Genomic DNA, 23,333 nt, shown 5'->3' on the forward strand with positions numbered 1-23,333 from the left:
CCCGCCGGGGGCGGAACCCGGTCCTTCCGGGCGCGGAAACCGGTGGGCCGGGCGGGGGCGGGCTGGGAGGATCGGGCGCATGACCACGACCACCACCCCCGCCCGGCAGGCCGCCCGCGACGCACTGGAGGGCCTGGCCCTCGGGGACGCCTTCGGCGAGCGCTGGTTCGGGCTGTTCCGGGCGCCCGCCGAGGCGGTCGAGCAGATCCGGGCCCGCCGCACGCCCGAGGAGTCGCCCTGGCACTGGACGGACGACACCGCGATGGCCCTGTGCGTGTACCGGGCGCTGCTCGACCAGGACGGGGTGAACCGCACCCTGCTGGCCGCGATGTTCGGGGCGACCTTCCTGGCCGACCCGGCCCGCGGCTACGGCTACGGGATGACCCGGCTGCTGCCGGTGCTCGCCGAGCGGCCCGAGCGGTGGAGCAGCGAGGCCCGCGAGCTGTTCGAGGGGCAGGGCAGCCTCGGCAACGGCGCCGCGATGCGGGTCGCCCCGCTGGGCGCCTGGTTCGCCGACGACCTGGACGAGGCCGCCGAGCAGGCCGCCCACTCCGCCGAGGTCACCCACACCCACCCGGAGGGCGTCGCCGGGGCGGTGGCCGTCGCGGTGGCCGCCGCGCTGGCGGCCCGCGGCCGGACGGCCGGCGGCGGACCGGCCGGGGCCGGGCTGCTGCACGAGGTGGCCGCCCGCACCCCCGCCGGGGCGATCCGCGCGGGCGTCACCGCGGCCGCCGACCTGCCCGCCGGGACGGAGCCGCGGCGGGCCGCCGACCTGCTCGGCAACGGGCAGCGCATCCGGGCCTCCGACACCGTCCCGTTCGCGCTTTGGTCCGCCGCCCACCACCTCGACGACCTGGCGGGCGCGCTGTGGACCACCGCCGAGGGGCTCGGCGACGTCGACACCACCTGTGCCATCACCGGCGGCGTGGTCGCCGCCCGCACCGGCCTGTCCGGCGTCCCGGCGGCCTGGCTGGAGCGCCGGGAGACGCTGCCGGAGTGGGTGGCGGAGGGGGAGTAGCGGGGGCGGGTCTCAGCCGGCCGGGGCGTCCAGCCGGGCGAGCTGCCCGGGGGTCAGGCGCAGCGCCCCGGCGTCGAGGTTCTCGGCCAGGTGGGCGGGGTTCGAGGTGCCGGGGATGGCGAGCACGTGCGGGCCGCGGTGCAGGGTCCAGGCGAGCCGGACCTGGGCGGGGGTGGCGTCCAGTTCGGCGGCGACGGCGGTGACCCGGGCGTCCCGCTCGGCGGCGGGGGCGGCCTCCCGGGCCGGGCCGGAGATGGCGAAGAACGGGACGAAGGCGATGCCGAGCTCGCGGCAGAGGTCGAGCGTCCCGTTCTCGTCGGCGAGGCGGCGGTCCAGGCCGTAGGAGTTCTGCACGCACACCACGGGGGCGATCGCGCGGGCCTGGTGGACGTGCTCGGGGCGGGCGTTGGACAGGCCCAGGTGCCGGATCAGCCCGGCCCGCCGCAGGTCGGCGAGCACGCCGAAGTGCTCGGCGACGGACTCCACGTCCGGCCCGTTGCGGCGCAGGTTGACCAGGTCGAGGTGGTCGGTGCCGAGCTGGCGCAGGTTCTCCTCGACCTGGGCGCGCAGCTGATCGGGCCGGGCCATGCCGTACCACTCGCCGTCCGGGGTGCGGCCGGGGCCGACCTTGGTGGCCACGGTGATCCGGTCGGCGCCGGGCCAGCCGGCCAGGGCCCGGCCGATCAGGGCGTTGGCGGAGCGCAGCGGCGAGAAGTAGAACGCGGCGGTGTCGACGTGGTCCACGCCGTGCTCGAACGCGGTGTGCAGCAGCCGGACGGCGGCCGCCGGGTCGATCGGCGGGCCGTCGGAGTTGCCGTGCATCCCGTTGCCGGTCAGCCGCATCGCGCCGTAGCCGAGGCGGTTCACCGCCAGGTCGCCGAGCTGCCAGGTCCCCGCCGCCGAGGCGTGTGCGGTCATGTCCGTCCCCCTGTTGGTGCCGTGTCGGTGCTGTGCCGGTGCTTGTACCGGTGCCGGGTGCTGCCGGTGCGTCAGGTGTCGGAGTATGGGCCCGCGCCGGACGGTCGCGACAGGGCCCCGGACCTTGAGTGATCTCACACCCGGGGCGGGAACGAACGGCCCGGCGCGCCGCGTTGGATCGGGTGTACGGCACCTGCGGGGGAGGCGTCCGGCCCGGGCCGCGGGAGGCACTCGGCGCGGTGGGCGGGAGCGGCTAGGCTGACCCGGCTGGTTCTTTACTGAAATTTTCCTGTGTGCCGTACGGCCGTGCTGCGCGATTGTGCTGTGCGTCGGGTCGACGGCCCTTGTCCTGCCCAGACGGAGGTACTCCGCCTTGCACGTCGATCAATGGATCAATGACGTCTCACCGACCCTGGTGTACGTCATCATCGGTCTGATCATCGGACTGGAGAGCCTGGGCATCCCGCTGCCCGGCGAGATCGCCCTGGTCACCGCCGCACTGCTGGCCGCCAAGGGCACCGTCAGCCCGTGGGGCGTGGCGCTCTGCGCGATCGCCGGCGCGATCATCGGCGACTCGATCGGCTACGCGATCGGGCACAAGGGCGGCCGGCCGCTGTTCGAGAAACTCGGCCGGAAGTTCCCCAAGCACTTCGGGCCGGACCACCTGGCCACCGCCGAGCGGCAGTTCCAGCGCTGGGGCATGTGGGCGGTGTTCTTCGGCCGCTTCGTCGCCCTGCTGCGGATCTTCGCGGGCCCGCTGGCCGGCACCCTGCGGATGCCGTACTGGAAGTTCCTGACCGCCAACGTGCTGGGCGGCGTGGTCTGGGCCGGCGGCACCACGCTGCTGGTGTACCAGGTAGGCAAGGTCGCCGAGAAGTACCTGCAGGGCGCCTCGTACATCGGGCTCGGCGCGGCCGTGCTGTTCGGCGCCGGGTCGGCGCTGCTGCTCAAGCGGAAGGCGAAGAAGTCCCGCGCCGAGCACCCGGAGCAGTCCGGCGGCAAGAGCGGCGAACCGCTCGCCGAGACCTTCGCGGAGACCGCCGACTGAGCCCTCCCCTCCCCCTCCCCGCTGCGCGGGCCGTCGAGGCCGCCGCACCCCTCGCCGGGTGCGGCGGCCTCGCCGCGTTCCGGGCCCCGCCGTGTTCCGGGCCGTCCGGGCCCCGCCGCGTTCCGGCGTGTTCCCGGCCGGGCCGGAGTAGGGTCGCACCCGCACGCCGGTCACGGCGCGATCACGGAGTGGGGAGAGGCAATGCAGGAGAAGGACCCGCAGGTGTGGACCGCGGTGGACGAGTACGCCGAGGACCTGCTGTTCGCACCGGACGCGGTGCTGGACGCGGCGCTCGCGGCGGCCGACGAGGCCGGGCTGCCGAAGATCGCGGTGGCCGCGAACCAGGGCCGGCTGCTGCACCTGCTGGCCCGGATGCAGGGCGCCCGGCGGATCCTGGAGATCGGCACGCTGGCCGGCTACAGCACCATCTGGCTGGCCCGCGCCCTGCCCGCCGACGGCACCCTGACCACCCTGGAGATCGACCCCGCGCACGCCGCCGTCGCCACCGCCAACCTGGACCGGGCCGGCCTCGCCGACCGGGTCGAGGTCCGCCTCGGCCCGGCCCGGGACAGCCTGGCCGACCTGCTCGACCAGGGCGCGCAGCCGTACGACTTCTTCTTCGTCGACGCCGACAAGGCCAACATCCCGCACTACGTCGCGGCCGCGCTGGAGCTGTCCCGGCCCGGCTCGGTGATCGTCGTCGACAACGTGGTGCGCGGCGGGAAGCTCGCCGACGCCGACAGCACCGACCCGGCGGTGCAGGGCGTCCGGCGGATGCACGAACTGATCGCGGCCGAGCCCCGGTTGGAGGCCACCACCGTGCAGACCGTCGGCAGCCGCGGCCACGACGGGTTCACCCTGATCCGGGTCGGCGGCGACGGAGTGGAAGACTGACCACCATGCGCATCGGACTCCTCGGCACCGGCCCCTGGGCGGGCTTCGTGCACGCCCCCGCCCTGGCCGCCCACCCCGACGTCACCTTCGCCGGACTCTGGGGCCGCCGCCCCGAGGCCGCCGCCGAACTCGCCGCCGTCCACGGCGTCCCCGCCTACCCGACGGTGGACGCCCTGCTCGCCGACGTCGACGCGGTCGCCATCGCCCTCCCGCCGGACGTGCAGGCCGAGTACGCGACCCGGGCCGCGCAGGCCGGCAAGCACCTGCTGCTGGACAAACCGGTCGCCGCCACCGTCGACGCCGCCCGCGCCGTCGAGGACGCGGTGGCCGCCTCCGGTGTCGCCACGGTGGTCTTCTTCACCACCCGCTTCGGCCCCGCCCAGGACGCCTGGATCGCCGAACAGGCCGCCCAGGGCGGCTGGTTCACCGCCCACTGCCACTGGATCGGCTCGGTCTTCACCACCGACAGCCCCTACGCCGCGTCCCCCTGGCGGCAGCAGAAGGGCGCCCTGTGGGACGTCGGCCCGCACGCGCTCTCCGTCCTGCTGCCCGTCCTCGGCGAGGTCGACCGGCTGACCGCCGCACCCGGCCCCGGCGACACCACCCACCTGGTGCTGCGCCACCGCGGCGGCGCCTCCAGCACCGTCACCCTCAGCCTCACCGCCCCGCCCGCCGCCTCCGCCGACGGCGCCGCCGTCGAACTGCGCGGCACCGCCGGCGTCACCACCCTCCCCGACCGCGACGAGCACCCCACGGCCGCGTTCGCCCGCGCGCTGGACGGCCTGCTCGCCTCCGCGAAGAGCGGCGAACCGCACCCCTGCGACATCCGGTTCGGCCGCCAGGTGGTGGAGGTGCTGGCCGCCGCCGAGGAGCAACTGCTGCGCGGCGGCCGGTAGTCGGAGCCGGCCGGGGGAGCGCGCCGGGGTCACCGCGACCCGGCGGGCTCCTCCGGTCCGGAGTCCGGTCCGGCGTTCGGCTCGGCGTTCGGCTGGGACCGCTTCCAGGGGCGGGGGATCCGGGCCACCAGGCCGGTTCCGGGGCCGGCGACGGGCGCGGTCCCGAGCTCGGTCCCGGGCTCGGTTCCGGGTCCGGCGGCGTCCTCGAAGTCCGCGAGGTCCTCCAGGCCCTCGACGTCCTCGAAGCCCTCGACGTCGATCACGTCACCGGCGTCCGCCTGCGCGCCCGTGGCCAGCTCCAGGCCGGAGAGGTGGTTCTTCAGCCGCTTGGCCATCGGGAGGTAGGTCGCCAGGGTGAGCCCGCCGGAGACGACGGCGCCGATGACGGGCACCGCCTTCGAGACGCTCTTGGCGAAGGTCTGCTTCGTCATCTGGACGCCCAGGTAGGCCGCGACCTTCTTCACCACCGGGTAGACGACGCCCTGGGTGAGCGCCTTCCGGGGCAACTGCTTGACCAGCTGCTCGGATATCGCCTTCGCCAGCTTCCCGACCGCGACGTTCGCCGAGTGGGTGCCGAACATGACGCCGAGGAAGAGCGTGAGCACGCCCTTGGTCGCGTCGTCGAGGTCGTCCTCGCCGGAGAACAGGTCGGGCCAGCTGTAGAGGTAGGCGAGCTTCTGCGCGATCCGCAGCATGTGGCCGAAGTACTGGGCCAGGTCGGCGGGCACGGTGGCCGGGAGGAAGAGCAGGCCGGGGAGCCCGGCCGCCGCGGAGAGCGCGCTGACCTTGCCCGCCTCGTAGCGGATCGAGTCGTTGGCCGCCTTCTCCAGCACCTCGGCCGGGATGCCCGCCGCCGCCGGGCTCTCCCGGACCGCCCGTTCGACCTGCTCCGCGGAGCAGGTGCGCGCCAGCGTCTTGCGCAGGTACGCCTCCCGGTCGATGCGCACCCCGGGGAGGTTCGCGGCGTACATCAGCACGGCGGAGAAGCGCAGTTCGGGGTTCTCGGGCGTTATGTTCGCGGTCACGGCAGGAACCTACCGCATCAGGAGCACACCTGACCTTTTCCAAACATCCACCGGAGCGCGGGAGTTGGCCAGGTCACGGGGTGGCCGGGCGGCGATCGGCCGGGCGGCGGGGCGGGATCGGGGTGGCGGGGAAGTCGCGCGGGCCGGTCCACAGGGCGGGGACGGCGTCCGCGCGGCGGGCCAGTTCGTAGGCGACGGCCTCGTAGTTGACCCGCCAGCCGCGGAAGTGCGGCCAGGCCTCGGCGACCGTCCGCTCCAGGGGCAGGCCCGCGGCCGTGACCAGGGCGGCGGCCGCGTCGAACTCGGCGTACGTCAGCCGGATCGGCTCGTCCGGGTCCGGGTCCGGCTCGAACGGGATGCGCACGGCGGTGGCGATGTCGCGCAGCGCGGTGAACCCGGCGCGCAGCAGCAGGCGGGCCTCCGGCGGGGCGGAGCGCGGGTTGAGGGCCAGCTGCATCGCGGCGGCGTCCATCACCGCGATCAGGCCGACCACCCAGCTGCGGTACGGCTGCGGGGAGCGGAACGAGATCAGCACCGGGTAGTTGGAGTGGCCCTCGCCGAGGTCGGCCGCCAGCCGCTCCCAGTCCCGGTACAGCTCCGGCAGTTCGCTCTCGGTGCGCACCAGGGCCTGCCGGGCCAGCAGTTCCGGCCCCCAGGCCGGCTCGCCCGCCCGCGACTGCAGCAGCGTCACCTCCAACTCCCGCCGGTTGTACGCCCCGTACAGGGTCGGCAGGTAGGCGATCAGCAGCGCGATGATCAGCGGGCCGTTGGCCGCCGCCAGGAAGTCGATCACCGACAGGTGCAGCCGGTCGCCGCTGGCGAAACCCAGCGTGAACAGGCTCGACCCGGCCTCCCGGAACGCCACCCGCCACGCCAGGTCGGACGTCCCCTGCAACAGCAGGGTGTACGCGAACAGCGTCGACAGCAGCCAGCAGCCCAGCATCCCCAGCAGGATCAGCGGCGCCAGCCAGGTCTGCGCCCGGTCGATCGCCCGGTAGCCGCCGAACGGCGCCGCCACCGTCCGCAGGACCCGGCGCAGCACCGACCAGAGCCGGATCACCAGCGCCGAGTACAGTCCGCGCGGCACCACCAGGGTGCGCAGGATGCTCGCCGCCGTCACCAGCAGCAGCGCCGCCCCGACCACCGTGAAGATCACTCTCATGCGGTCATTGTGACGGCAGCCCGGCCGCCGCCCGGCCACGGGCCTGCCGCGGACCTGCCGTGTCCGCCGCCCGGGCCGCCCGGGCCGTGAAAGCATCGGCCCCAGCACCGCCCGTCCGCCCCTTCCCCGGAGAGAGCCGAGCCCGCCCGTGCCGAACAGCCCCGCGCCGAACGGCCCCGCGCCGAACAGCCCCGTGCCGCCCGCGCCGGTGATCCGGATCGACACCCCCGGCTCCTTCGCCCGGAGCGTCTTCCACGAACGCCACCCCGTCCTGCTCCGACAGGTGCTCGACGCCCTGCCCTACGGCCCGCAGCAGCGCGCCGACCTGGCGGAACTGCTCGCCCGGAGCACCGGCGGCGGCCCGCTGCACCCGCCCGCCGGGGACGACCCGGACGCGGCGCGCTGGCAGGAGTGGGGCGCCGGGCTGTGGGGGCGGAGCTGGGACGAGGCGCCGTTCCTGTGGGCGGAGAGCTACTTCTACCGGCAACTGCTCGACGCCACCGGCTACTTCCGGCCCGGCCCCTGGCAGGGCGTCGACCCGTTCGCACCGTTCAAGACCGCCGAACTGGCCGGCCCGTCCGTCGACGGCGAACTCGCCGCCCTCGACCACCCCGGGGCGACCCGGCCCGAAGCCCTGCTCTCCGCCGCGCTCTGGGGCAACCGGGCCGACCTCAGCTTCCGCCTCACCGCCGAGGACGGCAGCGCCGCCCCCGACCTGGTCGCCGACGACAGCGCCGCCCTGTGGACCGCCCTCGAACGGGGCCGCGGCGGCCGGGTCGGCCTGATCGCCGACAACGCCGGCCGGGAACTGCTCCCCGACCTGGTCCTGATCGACCACCTCCTGACCTCCGGCCTCGCCGGACACGCCGCCCTGTACGTCAAACCCCACCCCTACTTCGTCTCCGACGCCACCACCGCCGACACCCTCGCCACCCTCACCCGGCTGCGCACCGCCCCCGGCCGGGCCGCCGCGGCGACCGGCGAACGCCTCCGGCGGGCCGTGGCCGACGGCACCCTGACCATCCGCACCCACCCGTTCTTCTGCGCCCCGCTCCCCTTCGACGCGATGCCCGCCGACCTGCGGGACGACCTGGCCGGCGCCACCCTCACCATCCTCAAGGGCGACCTCAACCACCGCCGCCTGGTCGGCGACCGCCACTGGCCCCCCACCACCCCCTTCGCCCCCCTCACCAGCTACTTCCCCACCCCCGTCGCCACCCTCCGCACCCTCAAGTCCGACGTCGCCGTCGGCCTCGCCCCCGCCACCCTCACCCGCCTCGACGCCACCGCCACCCGCTGGCGGACCGACGGGCGGCACGCCCTGATCCAGTTCCGCGCCTAGACCGGGCACGGGGGGCGGGTTCAGGTCCGGGTGCCGTAGCCCGTCGATCCTGCCAACAGGCGTGAGTGGAAACCGGGTTCGCGCTCGGTGATCCGGCGGGCCGCGGCGAGTACCGGGGCGGCCCGCGGCAGGTGCCCGGGGTGCTCCAGGGGGAAGGCGAGCGCCAGCCGGCCGCGCACCTCCCGGTCGGGGCAGGCGGTGAAGCACTCGGCGGCAGCCGGCCAGAACCGCGGCCACAGGTCGGCGTACGGCACGGCGGGCCGGGAACCGTCCCGGAGCGCCCGCGCGTAGCGCTCCCGGAGCTGCTCGCCGGGCACCCGGCCGGCCGGGTACTCCGCGCGCAGTGCCCCGACCGGGGTCCGGTCGTGGTACGAGGGGATGCGGTGGGCGGCTGCCGCGGCGTTCGCCCGCTGCTCCCAACTCCCTTCCTGCAGGAGGGAGATGATCCGTTCCAGGAAGGCCCGGTGGCCGGGCGCTCCGATCGGCGGATCCGTCAGCCGGGACGTCCGCGGGTGCTCCGCCGCGAGCAGTCGGAACACCTGCCCGGCCAGCCGGGCGGTCGCTTCCGGGGCCGCGGCCAGGGCCGAGCCCAGGTGCAGCCGGGTGCTCTCGACCAGCTCGTAGGACTCCTGCCCGTGCCCGCCGCCGGAGCTCCCGTCCGGGGGCAGCAGTTCGCCGAACGCGTGCAGCAGGGCGCGCAGTTCGGTGTCCTGGTCGGTCAACCTCGCTCCGGTGGCCGGGGGCGGCGGCGGGCCGGTGGGGTCAGGAGCCGGTGCTGCCGTCGAGGAGTTCGCGGAGGATGTCGAGGTGGCCGTTGTGGCGGGAGGTCTCCTCGATGAGGTGGAGGAGGATCCAGCGGAGGTCGGGGTGGCGGCCGTCGCGGATGGACTGCTTGGCGGGCGTGTCCAGGGGGTGGTCGGCGACCAGGCGGCGGTGGGCGGCGTTCTGCTGCTCGTACTCGTCGAGGAGCTGGGGGAGCGGGAAGTCGACCGCGGTGCGCATCTCCGGGTCGGGGTCCTCGTCGGTGGCGTGGACCAGGGGGCCGTCGTCCTCGCCGCCGAGGAAGACCACCTGGAGCCAGAAGTGCTCGACCCAGCGCAGGTGGTTGATCAGCCCGCAGGCGGTCATCAGGGGGGAGCCGGGCAGGGGGGAACGGCGGGCGTCCTCGGGGGAGAGGCCCTCGCACTTGGCCCGTGCGGTGGCCCGGGCGTAGTCGAGGAAGGTGGTCAGCTGGGTGCGCGCGTCCCAGGAGGGCGGCGTATCGGTTCGCTCAGTCATCGCGGGCATTGTGCCGGACTCCTGACGGGGCGTCGACGGGTTTTCCCCGGTCGGGCGGTGATCGGGCGGCGATCGGGCGGGCCGGGGCCGCCCGCTACCGGCGGACCCCGGAAAACATCGCCAACGGCTGCGCCGAGCTGGTGGAACGACGGGAAGGAGGATGGCCGATCATGGAAAGGAAACGGAAAAGCGATGAAGGAGAGCCGGTCGGCCGGGTAGAAAGGGTGGGTTTGCCGGAGGAATCGACGACGGAGGAGGGGGAGCGGCGATGGCACTCCCGGACGGTATGGCGGTGCGGCCCGCAGCGGCCGAGGACGCGGCGGCGGTCTGTGCGCTGCTGAACCAGGTGGACGAGATCGAGATCGGGCGGGCGGAGACCGAACTCGACGAGGTGGAGTCCGAACTCCGCGGCGAGGGCGTCGACTTGGCGCAGGACTCTTGGCTGCTGCACGACGCGGACGGGAAACTGGTCGGCTACGGGCTGGTCCGGGACCGCTCCGGCGGGGAGCGGATCGACCTCGACCAGTACCTGCTGCCGGACCAGCTCGCGGGCGGACTGCACCTGTTCGACCTGATGGAGGCCCGGGCCGTCGAGCTCGCCCGCCGCAACGGCGCCGACCGCGCCGTGCTGCACCTGCTGCTCAACGCCGAGCCCACCACCGACACCGGTGCGATGCGGGACCGCGGCTGGCGGCTGGCCCGCCGCCACCACGCCCTGCGGCGCGACGTCTCCCCGGAGACCGACCCGCTGCCCGAGCCCCCCGCCGGGGTGCGGCTGCGCGACTGCACGCAGGAGGCGGACCGCCGGACCGCCCACCGGCTGCACCAGCGGACCTTCGCCGAGCACTACGACTTCAAGCCCCGCAGCTACGAGCAGTGGCTGGCCGACATCAACGCCGACACGGTCGACTGGACCAGGGTGTGGGTCGCCGAACTCGACGGCCACGGCGACGTCGCCGTGCTGCGCACCGGCGTCCGACTGCCCACCCTGGCCTGGGCGTTCAACATCGGCGTGCTGCCCGAGGCGCGCGGCCGCGGCCTCGGCGGCTACCTGCTGCGGCACTTCTTCGCCGTGCACGCCGCCGACGGCCGGGCGGCCGTCGGCCTGGGCGTCGACACCGAGAACGCGACCGGCGCCCCGGAGCTGTACCGCAAGCACGGCATGGAGGTCGACTTCTCCGTCGACACCTGGGCGCTGGTGCTGCCCACCGCCTGACCCGCCCGGCCCCGGGGGAGAGGGTCAGGCGTACACCCGGGCCTGGAGGCGGTACAGCTCCGCGTACAGGCCGCCGGCGTCGAGCAGTTCCCGGTGGCCGCCGGCCTGGACCAGGTGGCCGTGCTCCAGGACCAGGATCAGATCGGCCATCCGGACGGTGGAGAAGCGGTGCGAGACCAGCACGCTGACCGCGCCGGTCCGGGCCCGGGAGTCGGCGACCAGCCGGGCGAACCGCTCGAACAGGGTCTGTTCGGCCGCCGCGTCCAGTGCCGAGGCCGGCTCGTCCAGGACCAGCAGCAGCGGGTCGCGGCGCAGCAGCGCCCGGGCCAGGCCGAGCTTCTGCCACTGCCCGCCGGACAGGTCGACGCCGTCGCCGTAGCTGCGCCCGATCAGGCCGTCCAGCCCGCCGGGGACGGCGGCGGCCACCGGGGCGGCCTCGGCGGCGTCCAGGGCGGCGGACAGGGCCGCGTCGTCGTCGATCCGGTCGAGGTCGCCGATGCCGGTGTTGTCGCGCAGGCGCAGTTCGAGGCGGGCGAAGTCCTGGAACAGGGTGGCGATCCGGTGCTGCCAGTCGGCCGGGTCGGCGGCGGCCAGGTCGACGCCGTCGACCAGGATCCGCCCGCCGGTCGGCCGGTAGAGGCCGCAGAGCAGTTTGACCAGGGTGCTCTTCCCGGCGCCGTTCTCGCCGACCACGGCGAGCGCGGTGCCGGCCGGGATGTCGAGCGTGACGTCGTCCAGGACGCGGCGGGTGCTGCCCGGGTACTGGAAGCTGACGTGTTCGAGCCGGATGCCGCGGGTCAGGACGAGGGGAGCTGACGTGGCGTCAGACTTGTTGGCATCGGAGGGAGTTAGGGGTTTCAGGGCGTCCAGGCGGTGGGCGGTGCGGCCGGCGTCCTGGAGGACGGTGAGCAGCTGGATCGCGGTGCCGACCTGGAGCGAGAGCTGGGCGGCCAGGGTGATCACCAGGATGACGTCGCCGAGCGGGGAGACGCCGTGCTGGGCCTGTCGGACCACCAGCCAGATCGCGGCGGCGTAGCCGAGCGCGAAGCAGAGCTGCCCGCCCGCGCGCAGGGCGGCGGCGCGGGTGTGGGCGCGGCCGAGCAGGCGGGTGCCGGCCTGCCACTCGCGGTGGTGGCGGGCCAGCAGGAAGGGTGCGGCGCCGGCCAGCCGGGCCTCCTTGGCGGTGGCGTGGCCGGTGGCGACGTCCAGCAGGTGGCGGCCCAGGCGCTGGTGCGGGGCGGCGGACTCCTTGGCGGTGTCCAGCAGCCGCTGGGCCCGGTTGCCGGCCAGCACCGGGACGGCGCCCAGCAGCGGGAGCAGCAGCAGCCACGGGTCGAGCAGGCCGAGCAGGACCGCCGTCAGCCCCAACTGGATGGCCAGGCCGCCGAGTTGAAGGGCCGCTTCGAGGGAGGCCCTGGTCCGCGGCAGGTCGTCGCGGACCAGCGCGAGGGTGTCGGCGAACCGGGGGGTGTCCAGGTCCTCCAGGCCGGGACGGCCGTGGGCGAGGGCGACCAGCCGGTTCTGCAGCTCGACCTCGCCGAGGTCGCCGAGCTCGAAGTAGGCCAGGTGCGCGAAGTGGCCCATCATCAGTTCGAGCACCAGCAGGGCGGCGGCGGCCAGGCCGAGCAGCACCGCGCTGCCGCCGCGCCCGGCCAGCGTCTCGGTGGTCAGGCCCTTCAGGCACAGGGCGATCAGCGGGGTGGCCAGGCAGCCGGCCGCGACCATGGCGGCGGCCCGCAGCAGCCGGCGCGGGTCGCACTGCCAGGCGAGGGTCAGCAGGTGGCGCAGGGCCGGGATCAGGTCGGTCACCGCAGGGCCTCCTCGGCGGGCGGGGCGTCCAGGGCAGCGGGGTCGGCGGCGTGGCCGGTCGAGGCGTCGGGCGTGGCGTGGGGCGTGGCGTCGGGCGCGGCGTCGGCGGTGAAACGTTCGGCCTGGGCGCGGAACAGGCGGGCGTACTCGCCGTCCAGGGCCAGCAGTTCGTCGTGGGTGCCGGACTCGGCGACCCGGCCGTCGGCGAGGACGACGATGTGGTCGGCGCGCCGGACGCTGGAGAAGCGGTGCGCGATGATGACGCTGGTGACGCCGCGGGTGATCTCGAGGAAGCGGTCGAAGAACGCGGCCTCGGCGCGGACGTCGAGCTGGGCGGTGGGCTCGTCCAGGACGAGCAGCGAGGCGCCGTCGGCGAGGGCCAGCATGGCGCGGGCCAGGGCGACCCGCTGCCACTGCCCGCCGGACAGGTCGCTGCCGCCCCGGTAGTGCGAACTGAGCACGGTGTCCAGGCCGTTCGGCAGCGCGTCGAGCACGCCGAGGACGCCGGCCCGGTCGGCGGCGGCCCGCAGGGCGGGCCGGTCGGTGAGCAGGGCGGGGCGGCCGAGGGCGATGTTCTCGGCGGCGGTGAGTTCGTAGCGGGCGAAGTCCTGGAAGATCACCGCGATCCGCCGGTGCCAGTCGGCGACCGGGCGGCGGGCCAGGTCGGTGCCGCCGAAGGTGATCCGTCCGGCGGTGGGTTCGCGCAGCCGGGCGAGCAGCCGCACCACGGTGGTCTTGCCCGCGCCGTTCAGGCCGACCACGGCGGTGGAGCGGCCGGGCGGCAGTTCGAGGTCGAGGTGGTGCAGCACGTCGGGGCCGTCGGGGCGGTAGCGGAAGGAGACGTCCTCCAGCCGGATCGTCCCGGCGACGGGCCCCGCTTCGGCGGGTGCTCCACCGCTGGGCCCCGCTTTGGTGGGCGCTTCGCCGCTGGGCGCCGCTTCGGCGGGTGCTCCACCGGCGGGCGTCGCTTCGGCGGGTGCCGCGTCCACCGGAGGGGCCTCGGCGGCGGGCCGCTGTTCGAGGGTGCGCAGGGCGTCGTCGGCGGTGAGTCCGTACAGGGTCTGCATGTCGCTCTCGGGGAAGAACACGCCGAACCGCATCGGCACCAGCACGGCCTGCAGGGCGGCGGAGAGCTGGAGCAGCGTCAGGGTGTGGGCGGCGCCGCCGCGGGCGAGCAGGGTGAGGGCGGCGCCGCCGCCGAGCAGGCCGACCGCGGCCAGGCCGAGGAAGGGGCGGAACAGCAGGCGGCGGCGGGTGGCCCAGAGCGGTTCGAGGTAGCGGCGGGCCTCGGCGGTGTGCCGTTCGCGCAGCCAGGGGACCAGGCCGAGCATCCGGGCCTCCTTGGCGATGCCGGTGCCGGTGGCGGCCTTGCGCAGGTAGGCCAGGCGTCGGCGGCGGCCGGTCATGGTGGCGCGGGCCGCGCCGAAGCGGCTCAGCGCGCCGCGCTGCCCGGCCCGGATGACCAGCGCGGCGGCGGTCACCAGCAGGGCCGGGAGCCAGCCCAGGGCGATGCCCACCACGGTTGCCGCGCCCAGTAGTTGGGCGTAGCGGGCGAGCAGGGCCAGGGTGCCGGCGGCGGCCTCGCCGGGGGTGGGCGAGAGGCGGTCGAAGCCGCCGCGGGCCTCGGCGAGCAGGTCGAGGACGTCCTGCTCCTCCAGGTCGGCGCTGTCCAGGCCGTCCAGCGCGCAGGCCATCAGGTCGGCGATCCGGACGCCGTCGACCCGGCGGGCCACCAGCTCGCCGGCCAGCGCCTGGAAGGGGGCGAGCGCCTGCTGGAGGACGAACGCGGCGGCGGCGGCGATCAGCAGTGCGGCGGTCGGCCCGCCGCCGCCGGTGCGGGCGGCGGGCAGGGCGGCGATCAGGTGGCTGGTGGCGGCGATGAAGCCGATCGGTAGCAGGCCGACGGCCAGGTGCAGCGCGCTCGCCCCGGCCAGCAGGGCCGGGTGCAGCAGGCGCAGCAGCCGGGCGGCGGCCAGCCGGTGCCGGACGCGCCGGCGCAGCCGTTCCGGCAGGCCGGGCGGCGTGGCGGCGGGCGTGGGTGGGGGAGCGGAAGAGGGCACGGGCGGGTGCCTCCGGGTTTCGGTGGGTCTCGTCGAACGGACGTGGTGCGTCCGGCGCGCCGCAGGGTGGGTGGGCGGCGCGGCGTCGGGAACGCGGGAGGGTGCCCGGCAGCCGGGACGTCGATGTCGCCGGGAGGCACGAGCCCCAGAGTCTGCTGCAGGGCCGTCAAGTCCGTCAAGAATTCATCTGAAAGGTACTCACCGTTGGTTGCGCCCCGGAGCGGAAGCGTCCGGACTCTTCCACTTGGCCTAGACATTTGATCGACCTCCCGGCTAGCGTCCTGTCCGGATCGAGTCCGGCCGGACACCGCCGGTTGCTCGTTCCCACTGCGCTCGACGGGGGTTGGCGCATGTTCCCGGGCTGCGGCAGGCCCGCTGCCGGGGAGAGCTGTTCCGTTGCACAGCCGTGCCCATCAGGCCGGCGGGCCGGGACGCATCCCCCCGGTCGCACGCCCCGTTTCCGCCCGGCCGTCGCCCCTTCCCGCCGACGGCTCTCGTCCGCGCGCCGTCCCACCGGCGCGTACCGGAGAGGAACCCGCTGCTGTGGAGAGCGTTGACACCCGTACGGTGGCCTACCGCGGTGCCCGGACCGGCACCGCGCCCATGACCTGGGGCCAGTGCGCGATCTGGAAGTCCATCCGCTGGCTGGGCGACGGCGCCCACTACTTCAACATCCGCCGGATCGTCCAACTTCCTGACAACACAAGCCAGTTGCAGGTGGACGAGGCGCTCGCCGCGCTGCTGGGGCGGCACGAGGCGCTGCGCACCACCTTCCACGAGGATGCCGACGGCCGCCGCCAGCACGTCACCGACACCGGCACCCTGCGCTACGCCGTGGTCGACGCCGCGCCCGGCACCGGCGCCGACACCGCCGCCCGGATCGCCGGAGAACTGGTCGCCCGCACCTTCCGGCACGCCGAGGAGATCCCGTTCCGCTGCGCCCTGGTGCGCGACGGCGGTCGGCCCGCCCACCTGGTGCTGGTCTTCTCCCACCTCGGCGTGGACTTCTGGTCGGTGCGCGAACTCGTCGAGGAAGCAAGGGAGTTGCTCGCCGGACAGCACCGTCCCGCCCCGGACTGGCAGCCGCTCGACCAGGCCGGGTACGAGAGCGAGGGAGAGGGCGCCCGGCGCGGCGCCGCCGCCGTCGAGTACTGGCGGCGCACCCTGGAGAAGACCCCGCCCGCGCTGTTCCCGCCGGTCGACGACCAGGGCCGCCCCGAGCGCTTCGTCCGCCTCGGCATGGACTCCCCGGCCGCCGCCGTCGCCGCCACCGCGATCGCCGAGCGCTGTCAGGTCTCCACCGGCACCGTGCTGCTCGCCGCCACCGCCGCGGTGCTCGGCGCCTGGACCGGCCACCCCGTCGTCCCGCTGCAGCTGATCGCCGTCAACCGGCACGACGAGCGGACCCGCCGGCTGGTCGCCGCGATGGCCGAGAACGCCCTGTTCTCGCTCGACGTCGGCGCCGGCACCTTCGACCAGGCCGTCAAGCGCGCCTTCCTGGCCGGCATGAACGCCTACCGGCACGCCCACTACGACCCGATCGCCGTCGACGAGGTGCTGGACGCCGCCAAGGAGCGCAACGGCGGCGTGCTGCAACTCGGCCACTTCTTCAACGACAAGCGGATGCACGACCGCTGGGAGGACCTGCCGGACGTCCCCGCCACCCCCGAGGGCCTGGCGCCGCTCACCGAGAAGACCCGGGTCTTCCACGTCGGCTCCTGGGAGCGGCAGGACGCGCTGTTCTTCGTCCACACCACCTACGCGCCCGACACCGCCCTGCTGTACCTGATGGCCGACACCGAACTCGTCCCCCGCCAGGACGTCGAACGGGTGCTGCGCGCCTTCGAGACCCTGCTGGTGGCCGGCGCCGCCGAGCCCGTCGAGCTCGCCGCCGTCACCTTCGACCGCTGAGCCGCTGAGCCGCTGACCCGCCGAGCCGCTGCCGCTGAACCGCCCCCCGCACGAGGAGGACCCCCGCATGAGCACCGCCACCGCCGCCGACGCGCCCGTCTGGGACGAGGAGGTCGCCGCCGCCGTCACCCGGCTGACCGCCGCCGCCGAGAACGAGTACTACAACCCGTACCAGACCTTCGAGTGGCCCGAGCGCATCCCCGAGGGCGCGCTGTGGATGAGCGAGGACCTGCTCACCGTCCACGGCACCGCCGCCGCGGCCGAGTTGAGCCGCGAGCAGTACCTGGCGCTGTCCAAGTGGGAGAGCATCAACTTCTACAGCCTCAACGTGCACGGCATCCGCGAACTGATGCAGGAGGTCGTCCGGCGCATCCACGCCCCCGGCTACGAGATCCCCACCCCGTTCTTCCACCACTTCCTCGGCGAGGAGAACGAACACATGTGGTTCTTCGCCGAGTTCTGCCTGCGCTACGGCGGCCGGCTGTTCCCCGACCGGTCGATGGCCTTCCCCGGCGAGAAGCACTCCGCGCGGCTCGACAACTTCGTGGTGTTCAGCCGGATCCTGATCTTCGAGCAGATCGTCGACCACTTCAACAGCAAGATGGCCGCCGACCCCGCGCTGCCCGACACCATCCGCGCCATCAACCGGGTCCACCACCAGGACGAGTCCCGGCACATCGCGTTCGGCGCCCAACTGGTGCGCGCCCTGTGGCAGCGCCTGGTCGAGGCCGGCGACGAGCGGGAGACCGCGCACGGCCGGCAGTACGTCGAGAAGTACCTCCAGTCGTCCATCCAGCAGCTCTACAGCGTCGACGCCTACCGCGACGCCGGCATCCCCGACCCGCTGGCCTTCCGCGCCCGCGTCATCGCCGACCCCGCCCGGCAGGCCGCGCACGCCGCCATCACCGCCCGCACCACCGCGTTCTACCGCCGCATCGGCGTGCTCGACGCGGCCTGACTCACCGTCAACTTTTCAGGCCAGCAGGCCCAGTAAGGAAAACCGCATGAGCACCCGGACCGCCGACCTGCCCCCGCTGCGCGAACCCGGCCCCGGCCTGGTCGTCCTCGACCCGACCCGCGCCGCGCTGCTGACCGAACTCGACACCCTGTTCACCGGCCTCGCCGAACAGCTGCACGCCCCCGCCGTCATCGGCCCGCCGCTGCTGCCCGCCGAAGGACTCGCCAAGCTCGACTACTTCCGCAACTTCCCGCACCTGGGCGTCGCCGCCGCCCGCTACCAGGGCGACACCCTGGACGCCCTCGCCGCCGGCCAGGACCCCGCCGAGCAGGACGTCCACCCCACCGGCTACCTGCTGCCCTCCGCCACCTGCTACGGCCTGCTGCTCTCGCTGGCCGGCGCCGAGGTCGGCGACGGCCAGCGGGTCACCGCCATCGGCCGCTGCTTCCGCAACGAGGACCACTACGACGGGCTGCGCCGCCTGTGGGGCTTCCACATGCGCGAGGTCCTCTACCTCGGCACCCTCGACGGCGTGCGCGACCACCTCGCCCGCTCCAAGGAGTTCGTCCTCGACCTGGCCGCCGCCCTCGGCATCGCCCTCGACTACCAGCCCGCCAACGACCCGTTCTACGACCGCACCGGCTCGCGCGCCAAGCTGATGGCCCTCGACCCGGTCAAGTACGAGTTCCTGGCCGCCGACGGCACCGCCATCGCCTCCGTCAACCGGCACCGCAACTTCTTCGGCGACCGCCTCGGCATCACCTCCGACGGCCAGGCCGCGCACAGCGGCTGCACCGCGTTCGGCGCCGAACGCTGGGTGCACGCCGCGATCCTCACCCACGGCAGCGCCGGGGCCGCGCTCGACCGGGTCCGCGAGGTGCGCGATGCGCGCCGCTGACGCCGCTGCGGGTGCTGCGGCCGCCGCGGTGGGCGCGGCCGCGCTCGGCGTCGAACTCCCGCTGGTCCAGGCCGGGATGGGCGGCATCGCCGGGCCCGCCCTGGCCGCCGCCGTCAGCGACGCCGGGGCGCTCGGCACCGTCGCCCTCTACAAGAGCGACCGGGCCCTGGCCGCCGCCCTGGTCGAGCAGACCGCCGCCCGCACCCCCCGCACCTTCGGCGTCAACGTCATCCCCGAGGTCGCCGACCGGCTGCTCGACCAGCAGCTCGACGCCGTCCTCGATCGGGCCGACCGGCAGCTCACCGTCAACAGCTACGGCCTGCCGCCGCAGTCCTTCGCCGAACGGGTCCGGGCCGCCGGGCACCGGCTGCTGATCCAGGCCGGCAGCCACCGCGACGCCCGCACCGCCGCCGCGCTCGGCGCGCACGCCGTCACCGTCCAGGGCACCGAGGCCGGCGGCCACCACCTCGGCGGGCAGCCGCTCGCCGAACTGCTCGCCGAACTGCGCGCCGACCCCGCCTTCGACCTGCCGGTGTTCGCCGCCGGGGCCGTCGGCACCGGCGCCGACCTGCTGCGGGTGCTGGCCGCCGGGGCGCACGGGGCGATGTGCGGCACGCTGTTCGTCGCCACCGCCGAATCCGCCGCCCACCCCGACTACCGGCGCGACCTGGTCGCCGCCGCCCCCGCCGACACCGTCGTCACCGACCGCTTCTCGATCGGCTGGCCCGGCCGCACCCACCGGGTGCTGCGCAGCGCCGTCACCGACGCGCCCGCACCGCTGCCCTCCGCGCTGATCGCCTGGACCACCGTGATGGGCACCCGGCGCCCCGTCCCGCGCGGCTCCGCCGCCGCCCCCACCGTGGAGGCCGAGGGCCGGGTCGGCGAGATGGCCCGCTACGCCGGGCTCGGCGTCGGCGCGATCACCGGCGTCGAACCGGTCGCCGCGGTCCTGGCCCGGCTGCGCGAGCAGTACGCCCGGGCGCTGGCCGACGCCGGGGTGCCGGACGAGGCCCGGACGCCGGACGAGGCCCGGACGCCGGACGAGGCCCGGACGCCGGACGGGGCCCGGTGACCGGGCCGGAGAGCGGGTCGGTGACCGGCGCGGACACCCTGCGGGCGGCCCTGCACCGGATGCTCGGCGACACCCCCGCCGGGGCCGACCCCCGGGTGCGGGTCGGCGTCGACCTGGTGCACGTCCCCCGGGCTGCCGACCTGGCCCGGCGGCACGGCGAACGCTGGCTCGCCGACCAGTTCACCCCCCGCGAGCGCGCACAGCTCGCCGCCGCCACCGGCACCCCCGAGGCCACCCTCGCCGGACGCCTCGCCGCCAAGGAGGCGTTCCTCAAACTCCTCACCCCCGAGCGGGAGTTGATCCCGCTGCGGGACATCGAAGTACTCCGCGCCCCCGGCGGCGCCCCCACCGTCCACCCGCACGCCGCCGCCCTGCACCGGCTGCGCGCCCAGCACCTCACCCACTGGTCCCTCAGCATCACCCACGAGGGCGACTGGGCCGTCGCCGTCACCGCCGCCCTGGCCTCCCCCACCCCCTGACCTCCCCCACCCCCCGAACGCCCCCTCTTCAAGGAGCCACCCCCATGCAGCAGATCGCCGACTGGATCCAGGGCAAGAACCCCGCGCTCGGACGGGAGGTCGCGCCCGCCGAGGACCTCATCGAGGGGCGGCTGATCGACTCGCTGGACTTCCTGGAGTTCATCTACCTGCTGGAGAGCGTCTCCGGCCGCCCGATCGACCTCGCCGAGGTCACCGTCGACGACTTCCGGACGCTGGAGCGGATCGAGGAGCGCTTCCTCGCCCCGGCCACACCCGGCGGCGCCGCGTGAGCGATACCGCTGCCCCCGCCCCCGCCGCCGGCACCGTCACCGGCACCGTCCGGTTCGGCAGCTGCGACGCCGAGGCTCGCTGGCGGCCCGCCGACCTGGCCACCCTGCCCGCGCTGCGCAACCCGCACAGCGAGCGGCTGACCCGGGAGATGGACCAGCTCCAGGCGGTGCTCTGCGCCCCCGGCGACATATTGCTGACGAACCGTCAATCACCTTCCTCCTTCACTGAGTTGATGCGTTCCGCCGGTTTCGGCGCCCGCCACCTCGCCGTCCCCGGCGACCCGGCGGAGCCGGTCGAGCGGCGGCTCGCCGCGCACCCCGTCCCCGGCCTGGCCGGGATGGCGGCCGCGCCGTACGCGGTGCTGGACGGGACGGCCGAGGCGCTGGCCCGGCAGGGGCTGGCCGGGGCGGCCCCGCCGCTGGAGGCGGTCCGGCTGGTCAACTCCAAGACCTGGACGACCCGGCTCGGACACCCCGGCTCCGGCCGGGTCGTCACCGGCCTCGCCGACCTGCGGGCCGCCGTCGAGGAGACCGGCCCGTGCGTGGTCAAGGACCCGTACGGGGTCTCCGGGCAGGGCAACCTGGTGCTGGAGTCGCCCGAACGGCTCGCCTTCCTGGAACGGCACCTGACCCGCGAGGTCGAGCGGCGCGACGCCCGGATCGAACTGGTCGTCCAGCAACTGCACCGCCCCGCCGAGGACTTCGCCGCCCACCTCACCGTCGGCCCGGACGGCCGGGTCCACTGGCACGGCATCCGGCAGGTGCTCAACGACGGCCACGCGTACCGGGGTTCGGACCGGCCGAGCGTCGACCTGCTGGCCCGGCTGGAGCGCGCGGGCTACCGGGAGACCGCCGAATCGGTGGCCGCCGCGGCCGCCGCGGTCGGCTACCGGGGCCCGCTGGCGGTGGACTCGATGACCACCGCCGACGGCACGCTCGTCCCGGTGCTGGAGGTCAACGCCCGGCTCTCGCCCGGCACGATCGCCCAACGGCTGGACGCCCGGCTCGAGTTGAGGATCGTCCCGGTCGACGGCGACGACTGGTTCGACCGGCTGGTCGACGCCCTCGACCGAGCCCGACTGCTGGCCACCGCCGGCCGCCCAGGCCTGCTCCCGCTGGCCGCCGGTACGCTCGCCGCCCCGCGCGGCTGGCTGTTCCTCGCGGTCCTCGGGGACGCCGACCCCGCCCCGCTCACCCCTGTCCTGGAACGACTCACCTGAGGAGACCGCCGGCCGTGGCCGACACCGTGTACGACGCCAGCACCGCCGCCGACTACCGGGCGGCCCGGGAGATCCCCCGCGAGGGCCTGACCGCCTGGCGGGAGGCGATCGCCGAGCACGCCCCGCTGCGCCCCGGCGCCACCGTCCTCGACGTCGGCGCGGGCACCGGCGCCTTCGCCACCGCGTTCCGCGACTGGTACGGCGCCCACGTCATCGCCGTCGAACCGGCCCCCGCCATGCGGGAGTTGATCCCCGCGGGCGAGGGCATCACGGTGCTGGACGGCCGGGCCGAACGGCTGCCCGTGCCGGACGCCGCCGCCGACGCCGCCTGGCTGGGCTCGGTGGTCCACCACATCGGCGACCTCGCCACCGCCGCCCGGGAACTGCACCGCGCGCTGCGCCCCGGCGCACCGGTGCTGATCCGCAACGCCTTCCCCGGGCGCTGCGATCGCGACCTGCGGGTGCGGTACTTCCCGGAGACCGCCGCCGGGATCGCCGACTACCCGAGCGTGGAGCGGGTCACCACCGCCTTCGCCGCGGCCGGCTTCACCCGCACCGCCCTGCGCTCCCTGCCGCAGCGCTCCGCCCCCACCCTGGCCGCCTTCGCCGCCGGCCTGCGCCGCGACGCCGACAGCAAACTGCGTGCTCTCCCCGACGACGCCTGGCAGGCGGGCCTGGCCCGGCTGCACCGGGCCGCCGCCGAACGGCCGGCCGAGCCGGCCGTCAGCTGGATGGACCTGCTGGTGCTGCACCGGAGTTGACCGCTCCCTGCCCGCCCGCGGCCGGTGCGGGGCGATCCGGCCACGGGCAGGGCAGGGCGGTGCGATCCGGCCGCGGGCGGGGCGGGGCGGGGCGGGGTGGCGGCGGGTCAGCCGTTGGCGAGGGCCTGGACCCGGTCGAGCGCGCCGTTGAAGTAGTTCTGGTCGCCCGGCAGGGTGCCGGAGTCGGCGTACTGCCAGATGGTCTGGTAGGACCAGCCGGCGGGGAGGGTGCCGACGCTGGAGGAGTAGCGGGCTATCCAGAGCGGGTTGGTGGCGCCGAAGGAGGAGTTGTTGCCGGTGCAGGTGGTCCACCAGTCGGTGGTGGTGTAGATCGTCGGGTAGCGGCCGGTCTTGGTGTGCACGGTGTTGGAGAAGTCGCGGATCCAGCTGACCATCCCGGCCTGGCTCAGGCCGTAGCAGGTGGCGCCGTACGGGTTGTACTCGATGTCCAGGGCGGGCGGCAGGGTCTTGCCGTCCTTGGACCAGCCGCCGCCGTGCGCGACGAAGTAGGCGGCCTGGGTGGCGCCGCTGGAGACGTTCGGCAGCGCGAAGTGGTAGGCGCCGCGGATCATCCCGGCGTTGTAGGAGCCGTTGTACTGCTGGGCGAAGTACGCGTTGGTGTAGCTGGTGCCCTCGGTGGCCTTGACGTAGGCGAACCGGCCGCCGTTGGCGTACGCGGTGCTCCAGGCGACGTTGCCCTGGTAGCTGGACACGTCCATGCCCTTGGTCTGGGTGGCGGCCAGTGCTGCGAGGGTGCTCGCGGTGCGGGCTGTGTCGCCGCGGCCCTCGTGGGCGGCGACGGTCGAGCCGGCGTAGTCCTGCTCGGGGTGGAAGTTCGCGGGGGTGCCGGGCTTGGCGGCCTGGGCGGGGACGGCGGCGACGACGCCGACGAGCAGGGCGGCGGAGGCGGCCGCGGTGGCGGCGCGGCGGAGCATCCGGGTGGTGCCGGAAGCGGGCATGACGACTCCTCAATCCGGTGGGTGTGCGGCCGGGTCGGCTGCATGCGGAGAAGATATAGTCATGGCCCCGTCAGTCAACAGAGTGTTGAAACCACATATCGAATGAATGTATGTAGAGC

At 74.9% G+C, this 23,333-nt stretch carries 22 protein-coding genes; 14 read left to right on the top strand and 8 right to left on the bottom strand.

Annotation, left to right across the window (positions count from 1 at the left end; all coding sequences use genetic code 11):
* The first annotated feature begins 79 nt into the window (after positions 1–79).
* Positions 80–1,018, top strand: coding sequence for an ADP-ribosylglycohydrolase family protein (locus tag EDD39_RS19935; protein WP_123557877.1), 939 nt, complete (start codon positions 80–82; stop codon positions 1,016–1,018).
* Between the two features lie 12 nt (positions 1,019–1,030).
* On the opposite strand, the gene EDD39_RS19940 is transcribed toward EDD39_RS19935, so the two are convergent.
* Positions 1,031–1,936, bottom strand: a complete 906-nt coding sequence (locus EDD39_RS19940; protein ID WP_123557879.1) for an aldo/keto reductase — start codon at positions 1,934–1,936, stop codon at positions 1,031–1,033.
* 373 nt (positions 1,937–2,309) lie between these two features.
* Between EDD39_RS19940 and EDD39_RS19945 the strand changes: the two genes are divergently transcribed.
* From EDD39_RS19945 to EDD39_RS19955, 3 genes are all read left to right on the top strand, one after another.
* A complete protein-coding gene (locus EDD39_RS19945; RefSeq protein WP_123557881.1) occupies positions 2,310–2,984 on the top strand; it encodes a DedA family protein in 675 nt (224 codons plus the stop codon).
* Between the two features lie 201 nt (positions 2,985–3,185).
* Positions 3,186–3,878 carry an O-methyltransferase gene (locus EDD39_RS19950; protein WP_123557883.1) on the top strand — a complete coding sequence of 231 codons (693 nt, stop codon included), beginning with the start codon at positions 3,186–3,188 and terminating at the stop codon, positions 3,876–3,878.
* A gap of 5 nt (positions 3,879–3,883) precedes the next feature.
* Positions 3,884–4,774, top strand: coding sequence for a Gfo/Idh/MocA family protein (locus tag EDD39_RS19955; protein ID WP_123557885.1), 891 nt, complete (start codon positions 3,884–3,886; stop codon positions 4,772–4,774).
* A gap of 29 nt (positions 4,775–4,803) precedes the next feature.
* Here EDD39_RS19955 and EDD39_RS19960 read toward each other — a convergent pair whose 3' ends face one another.
* The gene (locus EDD39_RS19960) at positions 4,804–5,745 is read right to left on the bottom strand and encodes a hypothetical protein (protein ID WP_123560630.1); all 942 of its coding nucleotides are present in this window, start codon (positions 5,743–5,745) and stop codon (positions 4,804–4,806) included.
* A 127-nt stretch (positions 5,746–5,872) separates the two neighbouring features.
* Complete coding sequence (locus EDD39_RS19965) at positions 5,873–6,961, bottom strand: hypothetical protein (protein ID WP_208765539.1); 1,089 nt, start codon at positions 6,959–6,961, stop codon at positions 5,873–5,875.
* A gap of 148 nt (positions 6,962–7,109) precedes the next feature.
* Here EDD39_RS19965 and EDD39_RS19970 point away from each other — a divergent pair, with 148 nt between their 5' ends.
* On the top strand, positions 7,110–8,303 hold the full coding sequence (locus EDD39_RS19970) for a damage-control phosphatase ARMT1 family protein (RefSeq protein WP_123557887.1): 1,194 nt from the start codon (positions 7,110–7,112) through the stop codon (positions 8,301–8,303).
* A gap of 20 nt (positions 8,304–8,323) precedes the next feature.
* Here the strand turns inward: EDD39_RS19970 and EDD39_RS19975 are convergent, their stop codons facing one another.
* Together EDD39_RS19975 and EDD39_RS19980 are read right to left on the bottom strand one after the other, a co-directional pair.
* Positions 8,324–9,025, bottom strand: coding sequence for a hypothetical protein (locus EDD39_RS19975; protein ID WP_123557888.1), 702 nt, complete (start codon positions 9,023–9,025; stop codon positions 8,324–8,326).
* Between the two features lie 40 nt (positions 9,026–9,065).
* The gene (locus tag EDD39_RS19980) at positions 9,066–9,581 is read right to left on the bottom strand and encodes a DinB family protein (protein WP_123560632.1); all 516 of its coding nucleotides are present in this window, start codon (positions 9,579–9,581) and stop codon (positions 9,066–9,068) included.
* Positions 9,582–9,849: 268 nt separating this feature from the next.
* Here EDD39_RS19980 and EDD39_RS19985 point away from each other — a divergent pair, with 268 nt between their 5' ends.
* A complete protein-coding gene (locus EDD39_RS19985; RefSeq protein WP_123557890.1) occupies positions 9,850–10,797 on the top strand; it encodes a GNAT family N-acetyltransferase in 948 nt (315 codons plus the stop codon).
* Between the two features lie 24 nt (positions 10,798–10,821).
* Here EDD39_RS19985 and EDD39_RS19990 read toward each other — a convergent pair whose 3' ends face one another.
* Both EDD39_RS19990 and EDD39_RS19995 read right to left on the bottom strand, forming a co-directional pair.
* On the bottom strand, positions 10,822–12,606 hold the full coding sequence (locus tag EDD39_RS19990; protein WP_244256828.1) for an ATP-binding cassette domain-containing protein: 1,785 nt from the start codon (positions 12,604–12,606) through the stop codon (positions 10,822–10,824).
* Positions 12,603–14,666, bottom strand: coding sequence for an ABC transporter ATP-binding protein (locus EDD39_RS19995; RefSeq protein WP_244256830.1), 2,064 nt, complete (start codon positions 14,664–14,666; stop codon positions 12,603–12,605). The genes EDD39_RS19990 and EDD39_RS19995 overlap by 4 nt, the downstream gene beginning before the upstream one ends.
* Positions 14,667–15,209: 543 nt before the next feature.
* Here EDD39_RS19995 and EDD39_RS20000 point away from each other — a divergent pair.
* The 8 genes from EDD39_RS20000 (at position 15,210) to EDD39_RS20035 (ending at position 22,255) form a co-directional block, all read left to right on the top strand.
* Positions 15,210–16,577, top strand: coding sequence for a condensation domain-containing protein (locus tag EDD39_RS20000; protein WP_148089478.1), 1,368 nt, complete (start codon positions 15,210–15,212; stop codon positions 16,575–16,577).
* Between the two features lie 67 nt (positions 16,578–16,644).
* Positions 16,645–17,535 (top strand): diiron oxygenase, encoded by an 891-nt coding sequence (locus EDD39_RS20005; RefSeq protein ID WP_035956175.1) that lies wholly within the window; start codon positions 16,645–16,647, stop codon positions 17,533–17,535.
* Positions 17,536–17,581: 46 nt separating this feature from the next.
* Positions 17,582–18,433, top strand: a complete 852-nt coding sequence (locus EDD39_RS20010) for a class-II aminoacyl-tRNA synthetase family protein (RefSeq protein WP_123557894.1) — start codon at positions 17,582–17,584, stop codon at positions 18,431–18,433.
* Positions 18,420–19,505, top strand: a complete 1,086-nt coding sequence (locus EDD39_RS20015) for an NAD(P)H-dependent flavin oxidoreductase (RefSeq protein WP_123557896.1) — start codon at positions 18,420–18,422, stop codon at positions 19,503–19,505. Before EDD39_RS20010 ends, EDD39_RS20015 begins: the two co-directional genes overlap by 14 nt.
* Before the next feature lie 20 nt (positions 19,506–19,525).
* Complete coding sequence (locus tag EDD39_RS20020; protein ID WP_148089479.1) at positions 19,526–19,984, top strand: holo-ACP synthase; 459 nt, start codon at positions 19,526–19,528, stop codon at positions 19,982–19,984.
* A 44-nt stretch (positions 19,985–20,028) separates the two neighbouring features.
* Positions 20,029–20,274: an acyl carrier protein gene (locus tag EDD39_RS20025; protein WP_123557900.1), complete on the top strand. Its 246-nt coding sequence runs from the start codon at positions 20,029–20,031 to the stop codon at positions 20,272–20,274.
* The gene (locus EDD39_RS20030; RefSeq protein WP_123557902.1) at positions 20,271–21,494 is read left to right on the top strand and encodes an ATP-grasp domain-containing protein; all 1,224 of its coding nucleotides are present in this window, start codon (positions 20,271–20,273) and stop codon (positions 21,492–21,494) included. The genes EDD39_RS20025 and EDD39_RS20030 overlap by 4 nt, the downstream gene beginning before the upstream one ends.
* Positions 21,495–21,508: 14 nt before the next feature.
* Positions 21,509–22,255: a class I SAM-dependent methyltransferase gene (locus EDD39_RS20035; protein WP_123557904.1), complete on the top strand. Its 747-nt coding sequence runs from the start codon at positions 21,509–21,511 to the stop codon at positions 22,253–22,255.
* A gap of 107 nt (positions 22,256–22,362) precedes the next feature.
* Here EDD39_RS20035 and EDD39_RS20040 read toward each other — a convergent pair whose 3' ends face one another.
* Complete coding sequence (locus EDD39_RS20040; RefSeq protein WP_162870065.1) at positions 22,363–23,214, bottom strand: lysozyme; 852 nt, start codon at positions 23,212–23,214, stop codon at positions 22,363–22,365.
* Between the last annotated feature and the right edge of the window lie 119 nt (positions 23,215–23,333).

Source organism: Kitasatospora cineracea (assembly GCF_003751605.1).
GTDB classification, from domain to species: domain Bacteria; phylum Actinomycetota; class Actinomycetes; order Streptomycetales; family Streptomycetaceae; genus Kitasatospora; species Kitasatospora cineracea.

Coding starts and splice junctions, on each gene's coding strand:
- EDD39_RS20025 (WP_123557900.1), top strand. CDS start 20,029: ATGCAGCAGATCGCCGACTGGATCCAGGGCAAGAACCCCGCGCTCGGA.
- EDD39_RS20005 (WP_035956175.1), top strand. CDS start 16,645: ATGAGCACCGCCACCGCCGCCGACGCGCCCGTCTGGGACGAGGAGGTC.
- EDD39_RS20040 (WP_162870065.1), bottom strand. CDS start 23,214: ATGCCCGCTTCCGGCACCACCCGGATGCTCCGCCGCGCCGCCACCGCG.
- EDD39_RS19965 (WP_208765539.1), bottom strand. CDS start 6,961: ATGAGAGTGATCTTCACGGTGGTCGGGGCGGCGCTGCTGCTGGTGACG.
- EDD39_RS19980 (WP_123560632.1), bottom strand. CDS start 9,581: ATGACTGAGCGAACCGATACGCCGCCCTCCTGGGACGCGCGCACCCAG.
- EDD39_RS19935 (WP_123557877.1), top strand. CDS start 80: ATGACCACGACCACCACCCCCGCCCGGCAGGCCGCCCGCGACGCACTG.
- EDD39_RS20015 (WP_123557896.1), top strand. CDS start 18,420: ATGCGCGCCGCTGACGCCGCTGCGGGTGCTGCGGCCGCCGCGGTGGGC.
- EDD39_RS19960 (WP_123560630.1), bottom strand. CDS start 5,745: ATGTACGCCGCGAACCTCCCCGGGGTGCGCATCGACCGGGAGGCGTAC.
- EDD39_RS19950 (WP_123557883.1), top strand. CDS start 3,186: ATGCAGGAGAAGGACCCGCAGGTGTGGACCGCGGTGGACGAGTACGCC.
- EDD39_RS19985 (WP_123557890.1), top strand. CDS start 9,850: ATGGCACTCCCGGACGGTATGGCGGTGCGGCCCGCAGCGGCCGAGGAC.
- EDD39_RS19940 (WP_123557879.1), bottom strand. CDS start 1,936: ATGACCGCACACGCCTCGGCGGCGGGGACCTGGCAGCTCGGCGACCTG.
- EDD39_RS19955 (WP_123557885.1), top strand. CDS start 3,884: ATGCGCATCGGACTCCTCGGCACCGGCCCCTGGGCGGGCTTCGTGCAC.
- EDD39_RS20010 (WP_123557894.1), top strand. CDS start 17,582: ATGAGCACCCGGACCGCCGACCTGCCCCCGCTGCGCGAACCCGGCCCC.